The sequence below is a fragment of the Variovorax sp. MSC1_012 genome (assembly GCF_023667525.1).
Taxonomy (GTDB): Bacteria; Pseudomonadota; Gammaproteobacteria; order Burkholderiales; family Burkholderiaceae_C; genus Variovorax; species Variovorax beijingensis_B.
The window spans coordinates 1,769,761-1,794,829 of sequence record NZ_CM174443.1; the positions used below are offsets into that span (position 1 = coordinate 1,769,761).

A 25,069-nucleotide genomic window follows, 5' to 3' on the forward strand; every position below is an offset into this window, starting at 1 on the left:
GCTGCCGCGCCAAGGCCCCAGAATGCAGCGCATGGCCATCCAATACGACATCACGCACACCACCGTCTACCGCTACAAGAAGCCGGTCACCTTCGGCCTGCACCGGGTGATGTTCCGCCCGCGCGACAGCCACGACCTGCGCGTGCTCGCCACCGACCTGCAGGTGAGCCCCGAGTCGTTCACGCGGCTGATCCAGGACCCGCATTCGAATTCGGTCGCGCTGGTGCAGCCCATGGGCGAGGCCACGGAGCTGCGCATCGTGTGCTCCTTCACCATTGAGCACGTGCCGGCGCAGCAGGACCAGCTCGCGCTCGATCCGGCCGCCGAGTTCCTGCCCTTCGCCTATTCGGTGCAGGAGCGCCTGGACCTCGAGCACTACCTGCGCCCGCACCACGACGACGACGCCAACGGCTCGCTGATCCGCTGGGCCCACCAGTTCCTGCACACCGACCAGCCCAACAGCACGCGCGAAGTGCTCGCGCGCATGAACGCGCACATCGGCCAGAGCCTCGAATACAAGGCGCGCGACGAGGAAGGCACGCAGACGCCGCTGCAGACGCTGGCGCTCGGCAGCGGCAGTTGCCGCGACTACGCGCTCCTGATGATGGAGGCCGCGCGGCGCCTGGGCATTGCCACGCGTTTCGTCTCGGGCTACCTCTACGACGCCGCGCTCGACCGCGCGGCCCAGGCGCCCGGCGAATCGATGACCGGCGCCGGCACCACGCACGCCTGGCTGCAGGCCTATCTGCCGGGCATCGGCTGGCTCGCCTTCGATCCCACCAACAACCTCATGGGCAGCGGCCAGCTGATCCGCGTCGGCGTCACGCGCGACCCGGCGCAGGCCGCGCCGATCTCGGGCAGTTGGTATGGCGATGCCGAGGCCTACGACGGCCTCGAAGCCACCGTGGTGGTGACGCGCCGCAAGGGCTGACGCAGCGCGCGCGGGTGTCGCGCAGGAGATAGCAGCTACGGGAAAGCCCGGGCCGATGCGCCCGGCAACGCCCCTACGCTGCGCCGCCGGTCCAGCGAAATAGCACGGTCGTTCTCTACGGCCGCGCGAGGCTGCGCTGCGCCGGGCTTCTTCCCAACAACACAAGAACGGAGAGAGACATCCCATGCATTCCGCGCGCCTGACATTTCTTGCCCTTGCAGCCAGCCTTGCCGTCGCATCCTGCGGCGGGGGCGGCGGCGGCAACGGTTTTGCCTTCACGCCACTGCCGCCGGCTCCGGCACCCGCGCCGCCGGCACCGCCTCCTCCACCTGCGCCACCCCCGCCGCCCGAAGAAACGCGCCTGCAGGACAGCCGCAACTCCTTCGCGCCCGCCGATCCCGCAGCCGCCACCTTCGCAGCGCTTGCCCCCGACACCAGCGACACCGTCGACAACACCACCACCAGCCGCTGGGCCGGCATGCTCGGCGGCGCGCAGTACCGCGTCGAGGTGCCCGCCAACTGGAACGGCAAGCTCGTGATGTACGCGCATGGCTACGCCGGGGAGAGCAACCTGCTGCAGGTGAACAACCCCTCCATCCGCCGCTTCCTGATCCAGAACGGCTACGCCTGGGCCGCCTCGAGCTACAGCAAGAATTTCTACGACGTGCGCGCCGGTGTGGAAGACACCAACGCGCTGGCCCTGCAGTTCAACGCCATCGCGAAGGCCGGTGGCCGCGAGCTCGCGGCGCCGTCGAGGATCTACATCACCGGCCATTCGATGGGCGGCCACATCACGGCGGCAGCCATCGAGGACGAGGCCTACGCCACTGCCAATCACAAGATGAAGTACCACGGCGCGGTGCCGATGTGCGGCGTGATGGGCGACACCGAGCTGTTCGACTACTTCGCGGGCGCGCAGGTCGCCGCGCAGGCGCTCGCGGGGCTGCCGAAGTACCCGACCGTCAACTGGCTGGACATCCGGGCGCAGGTCACGGGCATGCTGTACACCACGTTCCCGGGCACGCCCACGGCCACCGGCCTGAAGTTCGGCTCGGTGGTGAAGAACCTCACGGGCGGCGAACGGCCGATGTTCGACCTGGGCTTCACGCAGGGCGGCTCGTTCGCGGCGGTGTGGGGCGTGTTCGGCAGCGACGGCACGGTCAACGGCATCCTGAACCGGAGCACGCTCGACACCAACCGCTTCACCTACACCATCGACGGCGACGTGCCGGGAACCACGGCACTGAACGCCGCGGCGCTCAAGCTCAGCGCGGCGGCCGACGCGAACCGCCTGCGCACCGACGGCCTGCGCTGGATTCCCAAGGCGAATGGCGAGTTCAGGATTCCGGTGGTCTCGCTGCACACGCTGGGCGACCTCTACGTGCCCTTCAGCATGCAGCAGATCTACCACCAGCGCGTGGCGGCCAAGGGCAACAGCGGCTGGCTGGTGCAGCGCGCGGTGCGCGGCATCTCGCATTGCGACTTCACGATCGCCGAGCAGGTCGAAGCCTTCGACGCCATGGTCAAGTGGGAGCGCGACGGCGTGAAGCCAGCCGGCGACGACGTGGTCACCGCGGCCACGGTGGCGGACCCGGCCTACGGCTGCACCTTCACGCGCCCGCTCGGCACGGTGGACGAAGGCAGCACCGCCAAGGCGACGCGTCCGGGCGCGGCCGCCGCACGCCCCTGCCCACCGTGATCGGTGTGATCGGTGTGATCGGTGTGATCGGCAAGTGATCAGCGCGCGGGCGGCACCGCCGCCCGCGCAGCTGCGAGCTTCGCCTCGAGTTCGGCGACCAGAGATCTCGCCTCGTCGCCTTCCGGGATGTTGCGGCCGCTGTCGCGCCATGCGACGGCGCTCTTGAAGCCCTCGGCTTCGGCCTGCCTGCGGAACCACATGCCCTCCGGGTTGTGGCGCGTGATGCCGTCGAACACGGTGGCGAACATCTGGCTTTGCTCCAGGCCCATCGAATGCCACACCTGGTTCACCACCAGCTTGTGCATCATCAGGTGCGAACGCGGCACGCCCGCGATGCGCTGCGCGAGCTTCAGCGTGGCGTGGTCGAGCTCATCGGCCGGCACCGAGAAATTGGCGAGGCCCCATTCGGCCGCCTGCGTGCCGGCAATGGTGTCGCCCGTGAACATGAGCTGTTTTGCACGCATCGCGCCGAGCCGGTAGGTCCACATCGCCGTCGTCGGGCAGCCCCACACACGCGTGGGCATGTAGCCGATGCGCGCATCGTCGGCCATGGCGAGCAGGTCGCAGCACAGCGCGATGTCGCTGCCGCCGGCCACCGCGTAGCCGTGCACCTTGGCGATGGTGGGCTTGGTGCAGCGCCACAGGGCCATGAAGTCCTCGGTGTTGCGCTTCATGGCGGCGTAGTCGAGCATCGGATCCCAGGGCTTCTTCTCCTGCCGGCAGGGATGCTCGTCCTGCCCTTCGCGGCCGTGCCCCTCGGCGTAGTCGCCGAGGTCGTAGCCGGCGCAGAACGCGCGGCCCGCACCCTCGACCACGATCACGTGCACTTCGTCGTCGGCTTCCGCCCACTCGACGGCACGGCGGATCTCCGAGGGTGTGGTGTCGCCGATGGCGTTGAGCTTCTCCGGGCGGTTGAGCACGAGGCGTGCAACACGTGGATGCTGCGGGTCCTTGTCGATCAGGACGGTGTCGAAGGCGGGCATGGTCTTTTGTCTCCTTGGATGGCGTCGCAGCCCTTGTAGCATCGCCTCCACTCGCAGGCAAACAGCAAGGCACGCCATTGACTGCCGCGGGAATCAGTTGCAATGTCGCGCCCATCGGCTGGCACCCAAGCCTCCCTCAAGGACTGCACATGAGATTCCCTGCACCCACCGCCGGCATGCTCGCCGCCGTGGCGCTGGCCTGGCATGCCGCGCCTTCGTTTGCAGAGCCGGCTCGGCGCGTGCCGGCGCCCGCGGTCGATCTGCCGGCCTCGCCCACCACGAAGTACGACATCGCCGTGTTCGCAGGCGGCTGTTTCTGGGGCGTGCAAGGCGTGTTCCAGAGGGTCAAGGGCGTGAACAACGCCGTGTCCGGCTATGCCGGCGGCGAAGCGAAGGCGGCGCGCTACGAGCACGTGCGCTTGGGCCGTACCGGCCATGCCGAAGCGGTGCGCATCACCTACGACCCGCGGCAGATCAGCTACGGCAAGCTGCTGCAGATCTATTTCTCGGTGGCGCACGACCCGACCCAGCTGAACCGGCAAGGGCCGGACGCAGGCCCCCAATACCGCTCCACCGTGTTTGCCGAAAACGCCGAACAGGCCCACGTCGCAAAGGCCTACATCGTGCAGCTGAACCAGGCCAGGACCTTCGGCAAGCCGCTCGCGACCACCATCGAAATGGCGAAGCCGTTCTATGCGGCAGAGGCCTATCACCAGGACTTCCTCACACGCCATCCCAGGAATGAGTACATCGTGTTCAACGACCTGCCGAAGATCGAGGGACTGAAGAAGCTGTTTCCCGAGAACTACCGGCCGACGCCGGTGCTGGTGAACGCGGCAAAGGGCGGCTGAAGCTCAGCCGGGCGTCGGCGCATCCGCCCTCGCATCGTAGGCACCGCGGCGCGCGGCCTGGTTGCAGCGGGCACGGTGCACCAGCGCCTGCTGCGCCACGGCAACGTTGGCGGCGTCGCCCTTCCAGGCGTCGAGCGCCGGCTGCTGGACGGCGCGCGAATAGGAAAACGCCAGCGCCCACGGCAGGCGCGGCCCGGCTCTCGCGTTCATGGCATTCAACCGGGCCGATGCAAGCTGCGCCGACTGGCCGCCCGACAAGAATGCGATGCCCGGCACGGCCGCGGGCACGGTGCGCAGCAGGCACGACACCGTGGCGTCGGCGACTTCTTCCACGCTCTCCTGCTTCGGGCAGTCCTGCCCCGGCAGCACCATGTTGGGCTTCAGCAGCATGCCTTCGAGCAGCACGCCCTGCAGGCGCAGCTGGGCGAACACCGCGTGCAGCGTCTCTTCGGTGATTTCCGCGCAGCGCGCGAGGGAATGGTCGCCTTCCATCAGCACTTCAGGCTCGACGATGGGAACGAGTCCGGCCTCCTGGCACAGGGCCGCGTAGCGGGCCAGCGCATGGGCGTTGACCTCGATGCATGCGCGGCTGGGCAGGCCGGGTCCGGGCGTGATGACACCGCGCCATTTGGCGAAGCGCGCGCCCATGCCGGCATATTCCGCCAGCCGCTCGCGCAGGCCGTCCAGGCCTTCGGTGACTGTCTCGCCGGGATGGCCCGCCAGCGGCTTCGCGCCGGTGTCGACCTTGATGCCGGGAATGATGCCCGCGCCGCTGAGCACCGAGACGAAGGACGCGCCCGACTTCGTTCGCTGGCGGATGGTTTCGTCGAAGAGGATCGCGCCGCTGATCGAGTCGCCGAGGTTGGGCGCAGTGACGATCAGCTCGCGCCAGTCGCGCCGCGCGTCTTCGGTCTGGGGAATGCCCAGTTTCACGAAGCGCTTGTGGCAGGTGGCGTTGCTCTCGTCCATCGCGAGCAAACCCTTGTCGCCGGCGACCAGCGCCTGGCCGGTGTCGATCAATGCCTGTGCAGTCATGATGCTGAGACCCTCGCTTGCTTGCAAAGATCGTACGCCTCCACTCGCGCCGAGGCTAGCTAGATCACATTCTTCTCGAGCAGCGGCCGGTTTTCGAGAATCCGCGCGAACGACACCGGCGACAGGTCGAGGCTGCAGTACTTGCCATGACGGATGAGTTCCGCCACGCCGCGCCCCGCCGCCGGGCACTGCTGGAGCCCGTGCCCGGAAAAGCCGTTGGCAAAGAACAGGTTGTCGCAGTCCGGGTGCAAACCGAGGATCGCGTTGTGGTCGAACAGATTCATCTCGTAGTAGCCGGCCCATGCGCCGGTCATGCGGATGGCCTCGAATGCGGGCACGCGCCTGGCCAGTGCGGTCCAGATGAAATCGTCGAAGACGCGGTAGTCGACTTCGAGCGGCGCGTCGTCGCGGTCGCGGTCCTGCGGCGGCGCAAAGCCGCAGATGAAGCGCCGGCCTTCGGGGCGCAGCCAGATGCCCGAAGTGTCGATCACCAGCGGGCAACCCGGCAGGGTGTCGGGGCATGAAAAGCTGAACACCATGCGACGGCGCGCGCGCACCGGCAGCTCGATACCGGCCCAGCCCGCCACCCTCGCGGCCCAGGCGCCGGCGGCGTTGACCACCACGTCGGCCTCCAGCACATTGCCGATGTCCAGTTCCACGCCGGCCACCACGCGGCCGCTGCGCTTCAATCCCGTGGCCTGCGACTGCACATAGCGCGCCCCCTGCGATATGGCTTTCTTGCGAAAGGCCTGCAACAGGCTGTAGCCGTCGTACCAGCCCTCGCCCGAAAGGCCCAGCGAGGCCAGCGCAATGCCTTCGGCCGACATCCATGGAAAGCGCGCCTGCAGCGCGTCGGGCGCCAGCAGGACCACGTCGACGCCGTACGCCTTCTGCACCGCGTGGTTCTCGCGCAGCACGCCGACGCCTTCCGGTGGCGCCAGGTACAGGTAGCCCGGCTCGACCAGGCCGATGTCGGGCACGTTGTCGCCGACGCGCAGGTTTTCGCCCAGGTGGCGGAAGAATTCGATGCCGTAGAGCGACATCTCGATGTTGATGGCGCTCGAAAACTGCTGCCGGATCGAACTGGCCGACAAGGCCGACGAGGCCTGCGTGTACGAAAAATCGCGCTCGACCACGGTGATGTCGAGCGGCTCCTCCTGCGGATCCCGGTTGAGAAAATAGGCGATGGCGGAGCCGATGGCACCGCCGCCGATGATCACCACACGACGCATGAAATTCCTTTCTTGCTGTTCGCCGACAGGTCCAATCCGCGCGAGCCGCCGCAAAAACCGCGAGCCCGGCACGCAGAATAGCAACGATGAGAAAAGACATTCCCAACCTGGGTGCCTTGCAGGCCTTCGAGGCCTCGGCGCGCCTGGGGAGTTTCACCCGCGCGGCGGCCGAACTCGCGCTGACGCAAAGCGCCGTCGGGCGGCAGGTGGCCACGCTGGAGCAGCGGCTGGGCGTGTCGCTGTTCTCGCGCGTGCGGCGGCGCCTCACGCTCACCGACACCGGGCGCGAGTACGCGGCGCGCATCCGCCGCCACCTCGACCAGATCCGGCGCGACACGCTGGAGATCAGCGCCGGCCATGACATGGGCTTCGTGCTCGAAGTGGCCGTGGTGCCCACCTTCGCCACGCAATGGCTGATCCCGCGGCTGCCGGATTTCAGCCGGCGGCATCCCAACATCACCGTCAACCTCTCAGCGCGCTCGCAGCCCTTCTCGTTCCAGGAGAACGCCTACGACGCGGCCATCTATTTCGGCGACCAGTTCTGGCCCGGCACCCAGGGCGGGCTGATCTTTTCCGAAGGCCAGATGGTGCCGGTCTGCAGCCCCGCGTTCCGCGATGCCAACGGCCCGTGGGACGAATCGGCCTTCGAGCGCTGCCGCCATGTGCACCTGGGCACGCGCGCGCATGCGTGGCGCGACTGGTATGCGCAGCAGGGCTGGGACTACACGGTGCACGCCTCGCGCGGGCCGCGCTACGAGCTCTTCACCATGGTGACGGCCGCTGCGGCCGCCGGCATGGGCGTGGGCCTGGCGCCGCGCATCCTGATCGAGCGCGAGCTGCGCACCGGCGAACTCGTGATCCCGATCGACCGGCACCTGGACGTGCGCCAGGGCTACTACTTCGCCTACCCCGAGGGCCGGCCGGCTTCCGGGGCGCTGCAGCATTTCAAGCGCTGGGTGCTCGGACTCGCGCCGTCCTAGACGGGATTGGGATTGCGCTCGAGAAAACCCTGCTGGTGCCAGTACGGATAGGCCCGCGTGGTGGCGCTGGCCGCATCGAGCTCGGCCACTTGCGCGGGCGTGAGCGTCCAGCCCGCGGCGCCCAGGTTCTGGCGAAGCTGCGCCTCGTCGCGCGCGCCGATCACCACGCTGGACACGGTCGGGCGCTGCAGCAGCCAGTTCAGTGCCACCTGCGGCACGGTCTTGCCGACTTCGGCTCCGACCTTCTCGAGCGCATCGACCACGCGAAAAAGCAGCTCGTCGGGCACCGGCGGGCCCATGTCGGCCGTCACGTGCAGGCGGCTCGTGGCCGGCAACGGCTGGCCGCGCCGGATCTTGCCCGTGAGCCGGCCCCAGCCCAGCGGGCTCCAGACCACCGCGCCCACGCCCTGGTCCTGCGCGAGCGGCATCAGCTCCCATTCGTAGTCGCGCCCGACCAGCGAGTAGTAGGCCTGGTGCGCCACGTAGCGCGCATAGCCGTAGCGCTCGGCCACCGCCAGCGACTTCATCAGGTGCCAGCCCGAGAAGTTCGATGCGCCCACATAGCGCAGCTTGCCCGCGCGCACCAGGTCGTCGAGCGTGGCGAGCGTTTCTTCCACCGGCGTACCCGCGTCGAAGCCATGCAGCTGGAACAGGTCGATGTAGTCGGTGCCCAGGCGCCTGAGCGCGCCATCGACCGCGCGCACCAGGTGGTGGCGCGAAGAACCCACCTCGTTCGGCCCCTCGCCGCTGCGAAAGGTGGCCTTGGTCGAGATGAGGAGCTGGTCGCGCGGGCGACCCTTGATCGCCTCGCCGAGCACCGACTCGGCCGCGCCGGCCGAGTAGATGTCCGCGCTGTCGAACATGTTGACGCCCGCCTCCAGGCAGATGTCGATGAGCTTGCGCGCCTCGGCCACGTCGGTCTGGCCCCAGGCGCTGAAAAGCTCGCCCTTGCCGCCGAAAGTGCCGGTGCCGAAACTCAATACGGGGACCTTGAGGCCCGATTTGCCGAGGTGACGGTATTCCAAGGTATTACTCCTTCGATCGAATGACGCATCCATTGTTGGCCGCTGCATGGAACCACGTCGCGCGTCGGGCTTTGCGACCGATCGGCTCGGTACGATCGAACCATGCAGATCGCGATTGAAAGCCCCGCCCAACCCGACGTCATCCAGCTCATCGACGACCTCGATGCGTACCAGAAGCCGCTGTACCCGCCCGAGAGCCACTACGGCATCGACATTGTGGCGCTGTCGGCGGCCCACGTGCTGTTTGCGGTCGCCCGCGGCGACGCGGGCACGGCCATCGGCTGCGGCGCCCTGGTCATGAACCCGGGCTACGGCGAACTCAAGCGCATGTACGTGCGGCCCCAGAACCGCGGGCAAGGCGTGGCCGCGAAGGTGCTGGGCTTTCTCGAAGCCGAAGCGGCGGCGCGCGGATGCGCCGTGTTCCGGCTGGAGACGGGTGTGAGCCAGCCCGAGGCGCTCGCGTTCTATGCGCGCGCAGGATATGCGCGGCGCGAGCGCTTCGGCGACTATCCCGACGATCCGTTGAGCGTGTTCATGCAGAAGGAGAAGACGGCCTCATAGCCCGCTGCACGGGCCTTCCGGCTCACCGCGATTCGCAGTTGGCGAATCCTTTGAGCCCGGCCAGCTCATCCAGGATGGGACATTCCGGACGACCGTCGCCTTCGCAGCAGTGGGCCAGGCGCTCGAGCAGGCGCTTCATGTGCGCGAGCTCCTCGATGCGCTGGGCCAGGTCGTCGGCCCGTTCGAGCGCGACGCGCTTTACATCGAAGCTCGCGCGATGTCCGTCGCGCCACAGCGCGTGCAGCTCGACGACTTCCGGTGTTTCGAAACCCAGCGCGTGCGCCCTTCGCACGAAGCGCAGCGTCGACACGGCGCGTTCGTCATAGCGGCAGTCATCGTCGTCGGGGCGCACCATGCCGTCGAGCAGGCCGAGCGACTCGCAGTCGCGCAGCAACTGCGCGGACACGCCGGACCGGGCAACAACGCCGGCAAGAGACAAGCGCGCCGCGGCAGCCGGTGCCGTGGGATGTTCCATGGAGTTCTCCTTTCAGCCAAAGAACAAAGTCTCGGCCTTCACACCATGGGAGAGTCAAGCCGGCAGCGCCTATTTGTAGATTCGCACGACCGCGTCTTCGAACGCGAGCACGTCGGCACCCACGTGCGTGGTGCTGAACTCTGGGTTGAGCAGCAGCAGCCCCACGTAGTTTCGCGCGGCCATCCGCTGGTACAGCCGTTTCACGTGCGGTTGATTGCAGCCGTCGGCGCAGCTGGCCAGTATCAACGTGACAGGCAGCGGCCTGCCCGCCAAAGCATCGAACATCTTCTGTTCCAGATCGTTGTTCTGGGCTTCCTGTTGCCAGAAAGCGCCTTCGATGGACACGAAGGAGGAAAACACCAGGTTGTCCGGCGCCTCGAGAAAAAGTGCCGTGGCCGCCAGGTTGCCACTGGTGGACAAGCCCGTGAGCATCCGGTTCCTGGGATTGGTCCGGTACTTCGAATCGATGAAGGGGATCAGCTCCTTTGCGAGGAAATCGTGGTACTTGAAGGCGCCCGGAAAGTTGTAGTCCTCCTGGCGCCGCGCGGCGTTGCCGATGCCCACGAGGATGGCTTTGGTTCCGCGCTTCACCAGGATGTCCTTGAGATTCGCGAACCGCGTTTGCGGGAGGCCGTTGACGGCATCTCCGTCGAGGGCATAGATGACGGGGTAGGCGTCGGTGCCCTGGTCGTAGCCAGCGGGCAGGTAGATGGCAAGGGGGTAAGGCGCGCCGGTAAATCCCGACTGGATGGATTCGGACACGACGCGATCGGTGGCTGCCGGTGCCGGCTGCTGGGGCGTGGGGCCCGCGGTCGGCGGAAGTATCGGCAGGCCACCGCCGCCTCCGCCTCCACCCCCTCCGCCACCGCAGGCAGACACGCCCGCGAACATCACGCAGCACCCCATCACCGCGAGCGCGCGGCGAAGCCATTCCATTCTCATGTTGTGGTTCCTCGTTCCCCGGCGCAAGACGCACCGCCCGGGATACTCACCGCGCGCCACAAGGCCGTCAACGTCGCGATGCAATTCGGGTGCGGCGGTTGATTCGAGACAACACCAGGGTAATCCCTGAATGCCGTCGCCCTGCACCAGTAAAACCACCCCTCCCGCCCGCGCACCCCCCCCCGCTCCTGGCCCGCTACTTGCAATATTCTCCGAAAATGACAGAAAATTTTCTTATCTGACATATATTTGTAAATTCATTTTCACCGAGCGCACCCTTCGAGGTGCATCGCCCGCCCCATGAGCACCAACGTCGACACCAATGGCACCACCGTGGCCCAGCGCATTGCGCAGGCGCTGCCGCGGCTGACGCGTTCGCACCGCCAGGTGGCCGACTTCGTGCTGGAGCACCCGCTGCAGGTCGCCACGCTGCCGATCGACGAGCTTGCGGCCGCGGTGGGCGTGTCGGTGGCCACGGCCAACCGCTTTGCGCGGGCGCTGGACTTCGACGGCTACGCAACTTTCCGCGCCGAGCTCGTGCGCGGCTTCGAATCGCTGGTGGCGCCGGTGGAACGGTTGCGCGGCAACCTGGAGCGTCCGACCACGGTGGCCGAGGTGTTCGCCACTGCGCTGGACGAGAGCCGGCGCAACATCGAGGCCACGCGCCAGTCGCTCGACTACGCTGCCTGCGAGGCCGCGGTGCAGCGCATCCTGAAGGCGCGCTCGGTCTATATCGGAGGCTTCGGCGCCAGCGCCTGGCTCGCCGGGCTGCTGCAGCACGGGCTCGACGGCAGCTGCAGCGACGTGCGGATGCTGTCCAGCGTCAGCGGCGTCACGCATGCGGCGCGCTCGCTGATGCACGCAGGGCCGCAGGACCTGTTCATCGGCCTGACCTTTCCGCGCTACCTCACCGACACGGTGGCGCTGGCGCAGATCGCCAAGGGGCAGGGCTGCGCCGTGCTCGCGCTGACCGACCGCCCGAGCTCGCCGCTGGCGCCGCTGGCCGACGTGGCCCTCTATTGCCAGACCGAAACCAGCTACCGGCCGAATTGCGAAACCAGCGTGCTGGCACTGATCGAGGCGCTGACCAGCGCAGTGGCGCTGCGCGCGCCGCGCGCGGTGCAGTCCGCGAGCCGCATCCTGCAGGCGGTGCGGCCCTGGCTGCATGGCGGGCAGGGCCTGCCGCGGGCGGAAGTCGCCCTTGCGCAGCCCGCCGATGCCGTACTGGCGGGCGCCGGCAAGAAAAAGAAGAAGGCCTCCTCATGAAAAACAACAACATCACGCCAGTCATCGCCATCCACGGCGGCGCCGGCACCATCAGCGCCGCCACCACCAGCGCGACGCAGGCGCAGGCCTATCACGACGCATTGCGCAATATCGTGCGTGCCGCGCAGGCGCAACTGCTCAAGGGCGCATCCGCGCTCGACGCCACCTGCCTCGCGGTCGAACTGCTCGAAGAATGCCCGCTCTTCAACGCCGGCCATGGCGCCGTGTTCACGCACGAGGAAACCCATGAGCTCGATGCGGCCGTGATGGACGGCGCCACGCTCGCCGCCGGCGCCATTGCCGGCGTCTGCCATGTGCGCCGCCCGGTGCGTGCCGCGCGTGCCGTGCTGGAAGACGGCGCGCACGTGCTGCTGGCCGGCGCGGGCGCCGAAGCCTTCGCACGCGAACACGGCCTCGAAATGGTCGAGCCCTTCTTCTTCTCCACCGAAGCGCGCCGCCAGCAGCTCTACCGCGTGCGTGATACCGGCCGCGTGGTGACGGACCATGAAGGCGCGGCCATGACGCCGCCGCTCGACGAGGACAAGAAGTTCGGCACCGTGGGTGCGGTCGCGCTCGACATGCACGGCCACCTGGCCGCGGCCACCTCGACCGGCGGCATGACCAACAAGCGCGTCGGCCGCATCGGCGATTCGCCACTGATCGGCGCGGGCACCTATGCCGACGACCGCACGGCCGCCGTGTCCTGCACCGGCAGCGGCGAAATGTTCATCCGCGTCGCCGCCGCCTACGACATCTGCGCGCGCATGGCCTACGGCGGCGCCACACTGGAAGCCGCCACGCATGCCGTGGTGCATCAGTCGCTGCCCGCCATCGGCGGCACCGGCGGGCTGATCGCCATCGACCGCCACGGCAACCTGAGCCTCGCCTTCAACACCGAAGGCATGTACCGCGGCCACGCGCACGGCGACGAAGCACCGCACACCGCCATCTTCGCCTGACACGCACACGTTTTTTTCCTCGCACCATGTCCTCCCCTGCCCTCGCCCTGCCAGACGGCCGCGTTCTCGCCGTCGACGATCTCACCGTGCGCTTCTCGACCTCCGAGCGCACCGTCGATGCGGTCAAGAACCTTTCTTTCCACGTCGACCATGGCGAAACGCTCGCGGTGGTGGGCGAGTCGGGCTCGGGCAAGTCGGTGACCTCGCTCGCGCTGATGCGGCTGGTGGAACACGGCGGCGGACGCATCCTGGGCGGACGCATGGCGTTTCGCCGCCGCAATGGCGAAGTGCTCGACCTCGCACAGGCGCGCGACGCCGAGATGCGCAACATCCGCGGCGCCGACATCGCGATGATCTTCCAGGAGCCGATGACCTCGCTCAACCCGGTGTTCACCGCCGGCGAGCAGATTGCCGAGGCTATCCGCATCCACCAGGGCAAGAGCAACACGGCCGCGCGCGCCGAGGCGCTGCGCATGCTGGAGCTGGTGCGCATTCCCGAAGCGCGCAACGTGCTCGACCGCTTTCCGCACCAGCTTTCGGGCGGCATGCGCCAGCGCGTGATGATCGCGATGGCGCTCTCGTGCAAGCCGCAGCTGCTGATTGCCGACGAGCCCACCACCGCGCTCGACGTGACCATCCAGGCGCAGATCCTCCAGCTCATCCGCGAGCTGCAGAAGGAGATGCGCATGGGCGTGCTCTTCATCACGCACGACATGGGCGTGGTGGCCGAGATTGCCGACCGCGTGCTCGTGATGTACCGCGGCGACAAGGTCGAGGCGGGCAGCTCCGATACGGTGTTCGCATCGCCGCAGCATCCCTACACCAAGGCGCTGCTGTCGGCCGTGCCCAAGCTCGGCGCGATGCAGGGCACCGACCTGCCCGCCAAGTTCGAGCTGCTGCGCACCGAGGGCACGCCCGAGACGGTGCCGTGCACCAACACCACGCCGCAGACCACCGTGCGCGAAGACGCCGGCCCGATCCTGCGCGTGCGCGACCTCGTCACGCGCTTCGACGTGCGCAGCGGCCTGTTCGGCCGCGTGAAGCGCCGCGTGCATGCGGTGGAAAAGATCAGCTTCGATCTCTACCCCGGCGAGACGCTGGCGCTGGTCGGCGAATCGGGCTGCGGCAAGTCGACCACCGGCCGCTCGCTCCTGCGCCTGGTCGAAAGCCAGAGCGGTGCCATCGAGTTCGGCGGCCGGAACATCCGCGAGCTGCCCACGCGCGAGCTGCAAGCCCTGCGCCGCAACATCCAGTTCATCTTCCAGGACCCGTTCGCCTCGCTCGATCCGCGCGTGACGGTCGGCTTCTCGATCATGGAGCCGTTGCTCATCCACAACATCGCCAAGGGCGCGGAGGCGCAGCAGCGCGTCGACTGGCTGCTGCAGAAGGTCGGCCTGCCGCCCGAGGTGGCGCAGCGCTATCCGCACGAGTTCTCGGGTGGCCAGCGCCAGCGCATCGCGATTGCGCGCGCCCTCGCGCTCAACCCCAAGGTGGTGGTGGCGGATGAGTCGGTGTCGGCGCTCGACGTGTCGATCCAGGCGCAGATCGTCAACCTCATGCTCGACCTGCAGCGCGAGCTTGGCGTGGCCTTTCTCTTCATCTCGCACGACATGGCGGTGGTCGAGCGCATCAGCCACCGCGTGGCCGTGATGTACCTCGGGCAGATCGTCGAGATCGGTCCGCGCCGCGCCGTGTTCGAAGCGCCGCAGCACGCCTACACCCGCAAGCTGATGGCCGCGGTGCCGGTGGCCGACCCGTCGCGCCGCCACAAGCCGCGCGCGCTGCTCGAAGGCGAGATCCCGAGCCCGATCCGCGCGGTGGGCGACGAGCCCGACGTGCCGCCGCTGGTGCAAGTGGCGCCCGGCCACTTCGTGGCACGGCATGCCATCGGCGGCGCCTTCTGAGCGGCCGGCAGATTTTTTCAACCCGCAGGCCCTCCTGCTTTTTTTCTCGAACCGACTGGAGTTTCTTTCCATGAAGCAATCTTCTTCCTCCCTGCGATGGGCATCGGCACTGCTGGGCCTGGCCGCACTGGCTGCATCGGGCACGGCATTGGCCGCGAAAGACGTGGTGCTGTCGATCGGCTACCAGCCCGAAACGCTGGACCCGTACAACACCAACACCACCATCACCACGGCCGTGACCAAGACCTTCTATGAAGGCCTGTTCCAGTTCGACAAGGACCTGAAGGTGCAGAACGTGCTGGCCGAGGGCTACGAAGTATCGAAGGATGGCCTGGTCTACACCATCAAGCTGCGCACCGGCGTGAAGTTCCACGACGGCACCGACTTCAACGCCGAAGCGGTGAAGGTCTCGCTCGACCGCGTGCTGAACCAGGACAACAAGCTGCTGCGCTACAACCAGTTCAACCGCGTGGGCAAGGTCGAGGCGCTCAACCCCACCACCGTGCGCATCACGCTGAAGGAGCCCTTCGGCCCCTTCATCAACTCGCTGGCCCACGCCTCGGCCGCGATGATCTCGCCCGCCGCGCTGAAGAAGTGGGGCAACAAGGACATCGCCTTCCACCCCGTGGGCACCGGCCCCTTCGAGTTCGTCGAATGGAAGCAGACCGAAGCCGTCAAGGCCAAGAAGTTCGACGGATACTGGAAGAAGGGCTACCCGAAGGTCGACAACCTGCAGTGGAAGCCGGTGCTCGAGAACAACACGCGCGCGGCGATGCTGCAGACCGGCGAGGCCGACTTTGCCTTCCCCATTCCCTATGAGCAGGCCGACCTGCTGAAAAAGAGCGAGAAGCTCGAAGTGGTGGCCATCCCTTCGATCATCACGCGCTTCCTGGCTTTCAACATGCTGCAAAAGCCCTACGACAACCCGAAGGTGCGCGAAGCCATCGGCTACGCCATCAACAAGGAAGCGCTCGCCAAGGTCGCGTTCGGCGGCTATGCCTTCCCCGCGCAGGGCGTGCTGCCCCAGGGCGTGAAGTACGCCGAAAAGATGGCGCCCATTCCCTACGACCTGAAGAAGGCCAAGGAACTGATGAAGGAAGCCGGCTACCCCGACGGCTTCGAGTCGGTGCTGTGGAGCGCCTACAACAACACGACCAGCCAGAAGACCATCCAGTTCGTGCAGCAGCAGCTCGCACAGATCGGCATCAAGCTGCAGGTGCAGGCGCTCGAAGTGGGCCAGCGCACCGAGCAGGTGGATGCATGGCCCGATCCGAAGACGGCCAAGGTCCGCATGTATTACACCGGCTGGTCGTCGTCGACCGGCGAAGCCGACTGGGGCCTGCGCCCGCTGTTCGCCTCGGAAGCCTGGGCTCCGAAGCTGAACAACATGTCGTTCTACAAGAGCGAAGTGGTGGACAACGCGCTGGCCAAGGCGCTGGTGACCACGGACGAGAAGGAACGCACCGCGCTCTACAAGACCGCGCAGGAAGAGATCCGCAAGGACCTGCCGCGCGTGCCGATGGTCACCGAGCAGAACCTGTCGGCGCACGCCAAGCGTCTCTCGGGCGTGTTCGTGATGCCTGACGGCAACATCAACATCGACGCCATCGCGGTCAATTGACCCACCCCCCGAAGCGGCTCACTGCGTGTAGCCGCCTCCCCCTCAAGGGGGCGACACCTGCGGCCCGGCGGAGCCGGTTCCGCGGTGTCTCCCGGCTGAAGGGTTTTTTGCTTGTATGCCATGCTGAATTACTTCCTCAAACGACTGTTGGGCCTGATCCCCACGCTGCTCATCGTGGCAGTGCTGGTGTTCCTGTTCGTCCACATGCTGCCCGGCGATCCGGCGCGCCTTGCCGCGGGCCAGGACGCCGACGAACAGACCGTGGCCATGGTTCGCGCAGAACTCGGCCTCGACAAGCCGCTGCCCCAGCAGTTCGTGAGCTTCTTCACCCATATGCTGCAAGGCGACTTCGGCACCTCGATCCGCACGCGGCGGCCGGTGTCGATGGAAATCGGCGAGCGCTTCTTCCCCACGGTGATGCTGACCATCACCAGCATGGTGTGGGCCGTGATCTTCGGCATGGGCATCGGCATTGTTTCCGCCGTGTTCCGCAACCAATGGCCCGACCGGCTCGGCATGACGCTGGCCGTGTCGGGCATCTCCTTTCCGGCATTTGCCCTGGGCATGCTGCTGATGCAGATCTTCTCGGTCCAGCTCGGCTGGCTGCCCACGGTGGGCGCGAGCAGCTGGAAGCACTACATCCTGCCCTCGCTCACACTGGGCGCCGCAGTGGCTGCCGTGATGGCGCGCTTCACGCGCGCTTCGTTCGTCGAGGTGATCCAGGAAGATTTCGTTCGCACCGCGCGAGCCAAGGGCGTGCGCGAGCGCACCGTCATCATCAAGCACTGCCTGCGCAACGCGCTGATCCCGGTGGTCACGATGATGGGCCTGCAGTTCGGCTTCCTGCTGGGCGGCTCGATCCTGGTCGAGGCGGTCTTCAACTGGCCGGGCCTCGGGCGCCTCTTGGTCGATGCCGTGCAGATGCGCGACTACCCCGTGATCCAGACGCTGGTGCTGCTGTTCTCGCTCGAATTCATTTTGATCAATCTCGTGGTCGATGTGCTCTATGGCTACATCAATCCCACCATCCGCTACAAGTGAGCAGCAAGCCATGACGCAAGCTACCGGCGCGACTGCCGATCCGATCACTCCGCCCGTTGTTGCGGTCCAGACCGCGGGCAAGGTCCGCACGCCCTGGGGCGAATGCTGGCGCCGCTTCAAGAAGCAGCCCGTGGGCATCGTTGCCGCGCTGTTCGTGCTGCTGCTGGTGTTCGTCGCGGTGTTCGCGCCGTGGATCGTGCCCTTCGACGCGGAGAACTTCTTCGACTACGACATGCTGAACACGGGGCCTTCGGCCACGCACTGGTTCGGCGTCGATCCGCTGGGCCGCGACATCTTCAGCCGCATCCTGATGGGCGCGCGCATCTCGCTGATGGCGGGCTTTCTCTCTGTGCTGGTGGGCGGCTTCGTCGGCACGGCCTTCGGCCTGCTCGCGGGCTACTACGAAGGCTGGTGGGACCGCATCGTGATGCGCATCTCCGACGTGCTCTTTGCCTTTCCCGGCATCCTGCTGGCGCTGGGCGTGGTCGCCATCCTCGGCAGCAGCATGACCAACGTGGTGGTGGCGGTGTCGGTGTTCAGCGTGCCGGCCTTCGCGCGCCTGGTGCGCGGCAACACGCTGGTGCTCAAGCAGCAGACCTACATCGAGGCCGAGCGCAGCATCGGCGCGTCGGACTGGACCATCATCGTGCGGCACATCCTGCCGGGCACCATCTCATCGATCGTGGTGTATTTTTCGATGCGCGTGGGCACCTCGATCATCACGGCCGCGAGCCTCTCGTTCCTGGGCATGGGCGCGCAGCCGCCAACGCCCGAATGGGGCGCGATGCTCAGCGAAGCCCGCGCCGACATGGTGACCTCGCCACACGTGGCGCTGTTCCCGAGCCTGGCCATCTTCTTCACCGTGCTGGCCTTCAACCTGCTGGGCGATGCGCTGCGCGACGCGCTCGATCCGAAGATCGACCGCGAATAATTCCCTCTGTCTGTCTTCATGCCAGCGAACTCCCTGCCTTACATCGGCACCCTGCTGCAAGGCGCGCGCAACGCCATCACCGACGTCGAAGGCGTCACGGTCGGGCATCGGACGCTCGACGACGGCGGCGTGCAGACGGGCGTGACGGTGATCCGTCCGCATGCGGGCGATCCATTCCGCGACAAGGTGCCGGCCGCCGCCGTGGTGCTCAACGGCTTCGGCAAGAGCGTGGGGCTGGTGCAGCTCGCCGAGCTCGGCGTGCTGGAAACGCCGATTGCACTGACCAACACTTTTTCGGTCGGCACGGTGGCAACGGCGCAGATTCGCCATTGCCTTGCGGCCAACCCCGAGAGCGGCCGGTCGCTGCCGACGGTGAACCCGCTGGTCTTCGAGTGCAACGACGGCTTTCTGAACGACATCCAGCGGCTGGCCGTGACCGAGGCGGACTACCTGCACGCGCTCGAGAGTGCCGGCGCCGACTTCGCGCAGGGCTCGGTCGGCGCGGGGCGCGGCATGTCGAGCTTCCAGCTCAAGGGCGGCATCGGCAGCGCCTCGCGGCGCGTCTCGGCGCCCGGGGGCGAGCTGCACACCGTGGGCACGCTGGTGCTGGCGAACTACGGGCGCCAGCCGCAACTGGTGCTGGCCGGGCATCCGGTCGGCGAGCGGCTGGCCGCGCACGGCACGCGCGAATGCAAGGAGCCCGAGAGGGGCTCGATCATCATCGTCGTCGCCACCGATGCGCCGCTCGATGCGCGCCAACTGCGCCGCCTCGCGCTGCGCGCGGGTGCAGGGCTGGCGCGCACCGGTTCGGTCTTCGGCCATGGCAGCGGAGACATCGTGCTGGCCTTTTCGACCGCCTACACCGTGCCCGACCGCGTCGAGCGCCCGATGCCGGCCATCGCGATGCTGCACGACGGATTGCTCGACGGCCTCTTCCAGGCCGCGGCCGACAGCACCGAGCAGGCGATCCTGCATGCGCTCTGGCGCGCCACGGCCGTGACCGGCCGCGATGGCCATCACCGCGCGGCGCTGTCGGAACTGCTGCCGCCCTCTTCCCTTCTTTCTTCTTCCTTCGCGCAACCGCTCGCCCTCCCATGAAAGTCCTGATCTCCACCGACATCGAAGGCGTTGCGGGCGTCTACCACCACGAGCAGGCGCGGGCCGGCAACCCCGAGTACGAACGCGCCCGCCTGCTGATGGCGCACGAGGCCAACGCGGCCGTTGCCGGCGCCTTCGAGGCCGGCGCCACCGAGGTGCTGGTCAACGATTCGCACGGCGGCTTTCGCAACATGCCGCCCGACGTGCTCGATGCGCGCGCCCGCGTGGTACAGGGCAAGCCGCGCTACCTGAGCATGGTGGCCGGCGTGGAAGAGGAAGGCGTGGACGCCGTCTGCATGGTGGGCTACCACTCGCGCGCCCAGGGACGCGGCATCCTCGCCCACACCATCAACAGCTTTGCCTTTGCAGGCATCCGGCTTGGCGACCAGGAACTGGGCGAGGCCGGGCTCTACGGCGCGCTGGCCGGCGAATACGGGGTGCCGGTGGTGATGGCCAGCGGGGACGATGTGTTCATTGCAGAGAACCGGGCGCTCTTTCCGCATGCGACCTTTGTGCAGACCAAGCGTGCCACGGGGTTCAACAGCGGGGTGTCGTTGTCGCCGGAGCAGTCGCGCGCCGCCATCCGGGCCGGCGTGGCTGAGGGGCTGGCTGCGCGGAGCAATGCGAGGCCATTGGTGTTCAAGGGCCCGCAGGTGGTCACTCTGCACACGCAGTCGCCGATGATGGCGGATCTGTTCTGCCAATGGCCGTCGTTCGAACGCATCGACGGTGTCACGCTGCGGTTTTCCGCTGAGACGGTGGAAGCGGCTGTGCGGATGCTGAACTGCTGTTCGGCGATGTCTTCGATGTTGCGTTGAGTTTTTTTGGGGTTCCGGGGCCGGGACTCGCCCCGGCGGGCGACTCACTTTCTTTGCTTCGCCAAAGAAAGTAAGCAAAGAAAGGCGACCCCTGCTGTCTGCGTCCCTCCGCTTCGCTGCGGGCAACCTGCGGTGCTCACGTTTCGCGGGGTCTCGCAGAACTCGCTACGCTCAAACAGCTGCGAGCCCTTGTCCGCGAAACGCTGCGCTCCTCGGCGCATACAGAAGGGGTGGGAGCGGGCAGCCTTCGCTTCGCTCGGCCCCAAACACCAACAGCCACAGCCAACCACCGCAGGCGCGCAGCGCCTGCGGTGGCTTGGTGGCCGAGCGCAGCAAAGGCCCGTTCGGTTTCCACTCCCCTCTGTATGCGCCGAGGAGCGCAGCGTTTCGCGGATCAGGGCTCGCCCTTGTTTGAGCGGAGCGAGTTTGGGCGAGACCCTGCGAAACGTGAGCACCGCAGGTTGCCCCGTAGCGAAGCGAAGGGGTCGCAGACAGTGGGGTCGCCTTTCTTTTGCCTACGTTTCTTTGGCGAAGCAAAGAAAAGTAGGTCGCCCGCCGGGGCGAGTCCCGGCCCCGGAACCCAAAAACACCCGCCCCCAAAACACCTCATCCACCCCCATCAAACCCCCTCCCCCTTATCCAGAATAAGCATCCAACCGCCCCGAAACCCGCATGGCCATTGAAGAATAAGCTTATCCGCATAAAGCCCGAACCAAAAAATAGTTTGCTTCCATAAGGCCGGGTTTCAGAATCTCGGCTTCTTGCTGGGGCGCCCCGTTGTACGTGCGGCACCGCACTTCTTCAAGAAGATCACACGATGTACCAATACACAGAATTCGATCGCCAGTTCGTCCATCAGCGGGCTGCCCAGTTCCGAGACCAGCTCGAACGCTGGCAAAAGGGCCGCCTGCACGAAGACGAGTTCCGTCCCCTGCGCCTGCAAAACGGCTGGTACGTGCAGCGCTACGCGCCGATGCTGCGCGTGGCCGTGCCCTACGGCGAGCTTTCGAGCCGCCAGCTGCGCGTGCTCGCCCGCATCGCCCGCGAGTACGACGAGCCCGAAGCCGAGGTCTACCGCAAGGCCATCGAGACGCAGGGCCTGCTCGGCAGCCACAAGCTCCCCACGCACTACGCCCACTTCTCGACGCGCCAGAACGTCCAGTACAACTGGATTCCGCTGTCGAAGTCGGCCGACGTGATGGACCTGCTGGCCTCGGTCGACATGCACGGCATCCAGACCAGCGGCAACTGCATCCGCAACATCACGAGCGACGAGCGCGCCGGCATCGCGGTCGACGAAATCGCCGATCCGCGCCCCTACGCCGAAATCATGCGCCAGTGGAGCACGCTGCACCCTGAATTCGCCTTCCTGCCGCGCAAGTTCAAGATCGCGATCACCGGCGCCGCCGAAGACCGCGCCGCCACCGGCTGGCACGACGTGGGCCTGAAGCTCGCGAAGAACGAAGCGGGCGAGATCGGCTTTCGCGTGCAGGTGGGCGGCGGCATGGGCCGCACGCCGATCATCGGCACCGTGCTGCGCGAGTTCCTGCCGTGGCAGCAGATCATGAATTACCTCGAAGCGGTGATCCGGGTCTACAACCGCTACGGCCGCCGCGACAACATCTACAAGGCGCGCATCAAGATCCTCGTGAAGGCCGAAGGCCAGCGCTACATCGACGATGTCGAGGCCGAGTACAAGCAGATCATCGAGCACGACGGCGCGCCGCACACCATCACGCAGGAAGAGTTCGACCGCGTGGCCGCCTCCTTCGTGCCGCCGACGCTCGCCACCCGCGTGCTGCAAAGCGCCGAGAAGACCGACGCCGAGCTGCGTGCCCACGCCGCCGACGACGTGATGTTCGCCCGCTGGCTCGCCCGCAACGTGGCTGCGCACAAGAACCCCGCGCTGCGCGCCGTGACGCTCTCGTTCAAGCGCCTGAAGCAGGCGCCCGGCGATGCCTCGGCCGACCAGCTCGACACGCTCGCCGAACTGGCCGACCGCTTCTCGGCCGGCGAAGCCCGCGTCACGCACGACCAGAACATCGTGCTGCCCTGGGTGCATGCCGAAGACCTGCATGCGCTGTGGCTTGCCGCCCGCGCCGCCGGCTTTGCCAGCGCCAACGTGCACCTGTTGACCGACATGATCGCCTGCCCCGGCGGCGACTTCTGCGCGCTGGCCAATGCGCGCTCCATCCCCATTGCCGAGGCCATCACCGAGCGCTACCAGGACCTCGACGAGCTCGACGACCTGGGCGAGATCGACCTGCACATCAGCGGCTGCATCAACTCGTGCGGCCACCACCACAGCGGCCACATCGGCATCCTGGGCGTCGACAAGGACGGCAAGGAGTGGTACCAGGTCACCCTCGGCGGCTCCGACGGCTCGGCCCTCAGCGGCGCGCCGCAGGCCGGCAAGGTGGTCGGCCCCTCGTTCTCGGCGGCCGAAGTGCCGGGCGTGATCGAGGCCGTGCTCACCACCTACCGCGACACCCGCGAAGGCGGCGAGACCTTCATCGACACGCTGCGCCGCGTCGGCCACGACCCGTTCAAGGCCGCAGCCAACGGTGCGCGCTTCAAGGTGGAGGAAGCGGCATGAACCGGCGCCTCAACATCCTTTCGGCCGAAGAACACATCGACGACGGCGACCCGAAGGTGCTGCAGCTGCCCAACGATGCCGACCCGCTCGCCATCGAGGTGTGCCTGGAAGACATCGAGCGCATCGACCTGAACTTTCCGAAGTTCACCGATGGCCGCGCCTACAGCCAGGCCTTCCTGCTGCGCCGCCGGCTCGGCTTCAAGGGCGACATCCGCGCCACCGGCGACGTGCTGATCGACCAGCTGGTGCAGATGGAACGCACCGGCTTCTCCAGCGCCGTGCTGAAGGAAGGCGTGGACGCCACCGACGCACAGCGCCAGTTCGACCGCTTCTCGGCCTTCTACCAGGGCGATGCGGTGCAGCCCGCGCCGCACTTCGCGGCCGGCACCTGAGTCCGCAGGAAACCATCGACATGAGCATTGCCACGGACATCGATTTCGCACGCATCAACACCGAGCTCGGCCGCAACGCCGAGGGCCTGGTGGACTGGGCCATCGGCCTCGGCCAACGCGCGATCGTCACCACCAATTTCCGCCCCTTCGAGGCCGTGATCCTGCACATGGTCACGCGCGCAAAGCGCGATGTTCCCGTGGTCTGGATGGACAACGGCTACAACACCGAGGCCACCTACCGCTTTGCCGACGAGGTGACCAAGCAGCTGGGCCTGGATCTGCACATCTACCTGCCGCGCCGTTCGCGTGCACATCGCGAAGCCGTGGAAGGCCCGACCCCGGCGCTCGACGATCCGCGCCACGCCGCCTTCACGGAAGAGGTGAAGCTGGAGCCCTTTGCCCGCGCGCTGCGCGAGACGGCGCCGAAGGTCTGGTTCACCGCGCTGCGGGCCACCGACACGGCCGTGCGCGCGCAGATGGACCCGGTCAGCGTCAATCCTGACGGCCTGATCAAGGTCGCGCCGCTCCTGCACTGGTCGTCCAAGGATCTGTACACGTACTGCGAAGCGCATGGCCTGCCCAACAACTTCGACTACGTGGACCCGACCAAGGGCGAAGACAACCGCGAGTGCGGATTGCACCTCTCGCACTGAGCGCCGACGCCTTGCCGATCCTCCGCATTCAGACCCACTCCGATGAACGCCCGTACCGAAACCGAACTGCTGCTGCCGCCCATGCACTCTCCCGCGCGCCTGTCCAACACCCATCTCGATGCGCTGGAAGAGGAAACCGTCTTCATCCTGCGCGAAGTGGCGGCCGCCTTCGAGCGCCCCACCTTGCTGTTCTCGGGTGGCAAGGATTCGCTGGTGCTGCTGAAGTGCGCGGAAAAGGCCTTCGGCGCCGGCCGCATCCCCTACCCGCTCTTGATGATCGATACAGGCCACAACTTCCCCGAAGTGACGGCCTATCGCGACCAGCGCGCGAAGGAACTGGGCGCCGAACTCATCGTGCGCAGCGTCGAAGATTCGATGGCGCGCGGCACCGTGCGCCTCGCGCACCCCGGCGAATCGCGCAATGCGCACCAGTCGGTCACGCTGCTCGAGGCCATTGAAGAATTCCGCTTCGACGCGCTGATCGGCGGCGCGCGCCGCGACGAGGAAAAGGCACGCGCCAAGGAGCGCATCTTTTCGCACCGCGATTCCTTCGGCCAATGGCAGCCCAAGGACCAGCGCCCCGAGCTGTGGACGCTGTTCAACACCCGCCTCGCCCCGGGCGAGCACTTCCGCGTGTTCCCGATCTCGAACTGGACCGAGCTCGATGTCTGGCAATACATCGAGCGCGAGCATGTGGGCCTGCCGTCGATCTACTACACGCACAAGCGCGAAGTGGTCGAGCGCCGCGGCCTGCTGGTGCCGGTGACCGACCTCACCCCGGCGCGCGACGGCGAAACCGTGCAGGTACGCGACGTGCGCTTTCGCACCGTGGGCGACATCACGACCACATGCCCGGTCGAGAGCCTTGCGGCCGATGCGGGCGACGTGGTGCTCGAAACGCTGTCGGTCGACGTCAGCGAGCGCGGTGCGACGCGCATGGACGACATGACGTCGGAAGCTTCGATGGAGAAGCGCAAGAAAGACGGTTACTTCTGACCCACCCCCGTCCCTCGCTCACTTCGTGTAGCTCGACTCCCCCCTCGAGGGGGCGACACCAGCGGCCCGGCAAAGCCGGT

General features: G+C 67.1%; 23 protein-coding genes. 17 read left to right on the top strand and 6 right to left on the bottom strand.

Going from position 1 to position 25,069, the window contains the following annotated elements; all coding sequences use genetic code 11:
- Nucleotides 1–31: 31 nt before the first annotated feature.
- Together L1081_RS08355 and L1081_RS08360 are read left to right on the top strand one after the other, a co-directional pair.
- Complete coding sequence (locus L1081_RS08355; RefSeq protein ID WP_489416011.1) at nt 32–931, top strand: transglutaminase N-terminal domain-containing protein; 900 nt, start codon at nt 32–34, stop codon at nt 929–931.
- A gap of 184 nt (nt 932–1,115) precedes the next feature.
- Nucleotides 1,116–2,630 carry an alpha/beta hydrolase family protein gene (locus tag L1081_RS08360; RefSeq protein ID WP_489416012.1) on the top strand — a complete coding sequence of 505 codons (1,515 nt, stop codon included), beginning with the start codon at nt 1,116–1,118 and terminating at the stop codon, nt 2,628–2,630.
- A 38-nt stretch (nt 2,631–2,668) separates the two neighbouring features.
- Here the strand turns inward: L1081_RS08360 and L1081_RS08365 are convergent, their stop codons facing one another.
- Entirely contained in the window at nt 2,669–3,613 is a 945-nt protein-coding gene (locus L1081_RS08365) for a crotonase/enoyl-CoA hydratase family protein (protein ID WP_489416013.1), read from the bottom strand.
- A 149-nt stretch (nt 3,614–3,762) separates the two neighbouring features.
- Here L1081_RS08365 and msrA point away from each other — a divergent pair, with 149 nt between their 5' ends.
- Nucleotides 3,763–4,464, top strand: a complete 702-nt coding sequence (gene msrA, locus L1081_RS08370; RefSeq protein ID WP_489416014.1) for a peptide-methionine (S)-S-oxide reductase MsrA — start codon at nt 3,763–3,765, stop codon at nt 4,462–4,464.
- Between the two features lie 3 nt (nt 4,465–4,467).
- Here the strand turns inward: msrA and L1081_RS08375 are convergent, their stop codons facing one another.
- The gene (locus tag L1081_RS08375) at nt 4,468–5,499 is read right to left on the bottom strand and encodes a class I fructose-bisphosphate aldolase (protein ID WP_489416015.1); all 1,032 of its coding nucleotides are present in this window, start codon (nt 5,497–5,499) and stop codon (nt 4,468–4,470) included.
- Nucleotides 5,500–5,558: 59 nt separating this feature from the next.
- Complete coding sequence (locus L1081_RS08380; RefSeq protein WP_489416016.1) at nt 5,559–6,731, bottom strand: FAD-dependent oxidoreductase; 1,173 nt, start codon at nt 6,729–6,731, stop codon at nt 5,559–5,561.
- An 86-nt stretch (nt 6,732–6,817) separates the two neighbouring features.
- On the opposite strand from L1081_RS08380, the gene L1081_RS08385 reads away from it, so the two are divergent.
- Nucleotides 6,818–7,711, top strand: coding sequence for a LysR substrate-binding domain-containing protein (locus L1081_RS08385; protein ID WP_489416017.1), 894 nt, complete (start codon nt 6,818–6,820; stop codon nt 7,709–7,711).
- On the opposite strand, the gene L1081_RS08390 is transcribed toward L1081_RS08385, so the two are convergent.
- Nucleotides 7,708–8,736: an aldo/keto reductase gene (locus tag L1081_RS08390; RefSeq protein ID WP_489416018.1), complete on the bottom strand. Its 1,029-nt coding sequence runs from the start codon at nt 8,734–8,736 to the stop codon at nt 7,708–7,710. The genes L1081_RS08385 and L1081_RS08390 overlap by 4 nt on opposite strands.
- 102 nt (nt 8,737–8,838) lie before the next feature.
- On the opposite strand from L1081_RS08390, the gene L1081_RS08395 reads away from it, so the two are divergent.
- Nucleotides 8,839–9,297: a GNAT family N-acetyltransferase gene (locus L1081_RS08395; RefSeq protein WP_489416019.1), complete on the top strand. Its 459-nt coding sequence runs from the start codon at nt 8,839–8,841 to the stop codon at nt 9,295–9,297.
- Between the two features lie 22 nt (nt 9,298–9,319).
- Here L1081_RS08395 and L1081_RS08400 read toward each other — a convergent pair whose 3' ends face one another.
- Both L1081_RS08400 and L1081_RS08405 read right to left on the bottom strand, forming a co-directional pair.
- On the bottom strand, nt 9,320–9,772 hold the full coding sequence (locus L1081_RS08400) for a MerR family DNA-binding protein (protein WP_489416020.1): 453 nt from the start codon (nt 9,770–9,772) through the stop codon (nt 9,320–9,322).
- Between the two features lie 69 nt (nt 9,773–9,841).
- Nucleotides 9,842–10,534, bottom strand: a complete 693-nt coding sequence (locus L1081_RS08405) for an alpha/beta hydrolase-fold protein (protein WP_489416021.1) — start codon at nt 10,532–10,534, stop codon at nt 9,842–9,844.
- A gap of 480 nt (nt 10,535–11,014) precedes the next feature.
- Here L1081_RS08405 and L1081_RS08410 point away from each other — a divergent pair, with 480 nt between their 5' ends.
- The 12 genes from L1081_RS08410 to cysD all read left to right on the top strand — a co-directional run bounded on the left by L1081_RS08410 (nt 11,015) and on the right by cysD (nt 24,989).
- The gene (locus tag L1081_RS08410; protein WP_489416022.1) at nt 11,015–11,980 is read left to right on the top strand and encodes an SIS domain-containing protein; all 966 of its coding nucleotides are present in this window, start codon (nt 11,015–11,017) and stop codon (nt 11,978–11,980) included.
- Nucleotides 11,977–12,939, top strand: coding sequence for an isoaspartyl peptidase/L-asparaginase (locus L1081_RS08415; protein WP_489416023.1), 963 nt, complete (start codon nt 11,977–11,979; stop codon nt 12,937–12,939). The genes L1081_RS08410 and L1081_RS08415 overlap by 4 nt, the downstream gene beginning before the upstream one ends.
- A gap of 26 nt (nt 12,940–12,965) precedes the next feature.
- Complete coding sequence (locus L1081_RS08420; RefSeq protein ID WP_489416024.1) at nt 12,966–14,843, top strand: dipeptide ABC transporter ATP-binding protein; 1,878 nt, start codon at nt 12,966–12,968, stop codon at nt 14,841–14,843.
- 70 nt (nt 14,844–14,913) lie between these two features.
- Entirely contained in the window at nt 14,914–16,464 is a 1,551-nt protein-coding gene (gsiB, locus tag L1081_RS08425; RefSeq protein ID WP_489416025.1) for a glutathione ABC transporter substrate-binding protein GsiB, read from the top strand.
- Nucleotides 16,465–16,584: 120 nt separating this feature from the next.
- Nucleotides 16,585–17,505: a glutathione ABC transporter permease GsiC gene (gsiC, locus tag L1081_RS08430; RefSeq protein WP_489416026.1), complete on the top strand. Its 921-nt coding sequence runs from the start codon at nt 16,585–16,587 to the stop codon at nt 17,503–17,505.
- 10 nt (nt 17,506–17,515) lie between these two features.
- Nucleotides 17,516–18,436 (top strand): glutathione ABC transporter permease GsiD, encoded by a 921-nt coding sequence (gene gsiD, locus L1081_RS08435; RefSeq protein ID WP_489416027.1) that lies wholly within the window; start codon nt 17,516–17,518, stop codon nt 18,434–18,436.
- Nucleotides 18,437–18,454: 18 nt separating this feature from the next.
- Nucleotides 18,455–19,534: a P1 family peptidase gene (locus tag L1081_RS08440; RefSeq protein WP_489416028.1), complete on the top strand. Its 1,080-nt coding sequence runs from the start codon at nt 18,455–18,457 to the stop codon at nt 19,532–19,534.
- Nucleotides 19,531–20,352, top strand: coding sequence for a M55 family metallopeptidase (locus L1081_RS08445; RefSeq protein ID WP_489416029.1), 822 nt, complete (start codon nt 19,531–19,533; stop codon nt 20,350–20,352). The genes L1081_RS08440 and L1081_RS08445 overlap by 4 nt, the downstream gene beginning before the upstream one ends.
- A gap of 817 nt (nt 20,353–21,169) precedes the next feature.
- A complete protein-coding gene (locus L1081_RS08450; RefSeq protein WP_489416030.1) occupies nt 21,170–22,948 on the top strand; it encodes a ferredoxin-like domain-containing protein in 1,779 nt (592 codons plus the stop codon).
- Entirely contained in the window at nt 22,945–23,340 is a 396-nt protein-coding gene (locus L1081_RS08455; protein ID WP_145743705.1) for a DUF934 domain-containing protein, read from the top strand. Before L1081_RS08450 ends, L1081_RS08455 begins: the two co-directional genes overlap by 4 nt.
- Before the next feature lie 20 nt (nt 23,341–23,360).
- Nucleotides 23,361–23,993 (top strand): phosphoadenosine phosphosulfate reductase domain-containing protein, encoded by a 633-nt coding sequence (locus L1081_RS08460; protein ID WP_489416031.1) that lies wholly within the window; start codon nt 23,361–23,363, stop codon nt 23,991–23,993.
- A gap of 42 nt (nt 23,994–24,035) precedes the next feature.
- On the top strand, nt 24,036–24,989 hold the full coding sequence (cysD, locus tag L1081_RS08465; RefSeq protein ID WP_145743704.1) for a sulfate adenylyltransferase subunit CysD: 954 nt from the start codon (nt 24,036–24,038) through the stop codon (nt 24,987–24,989).
- Nucleotides 24,990–25,069 lie beyond the last annotated feature (80 nt).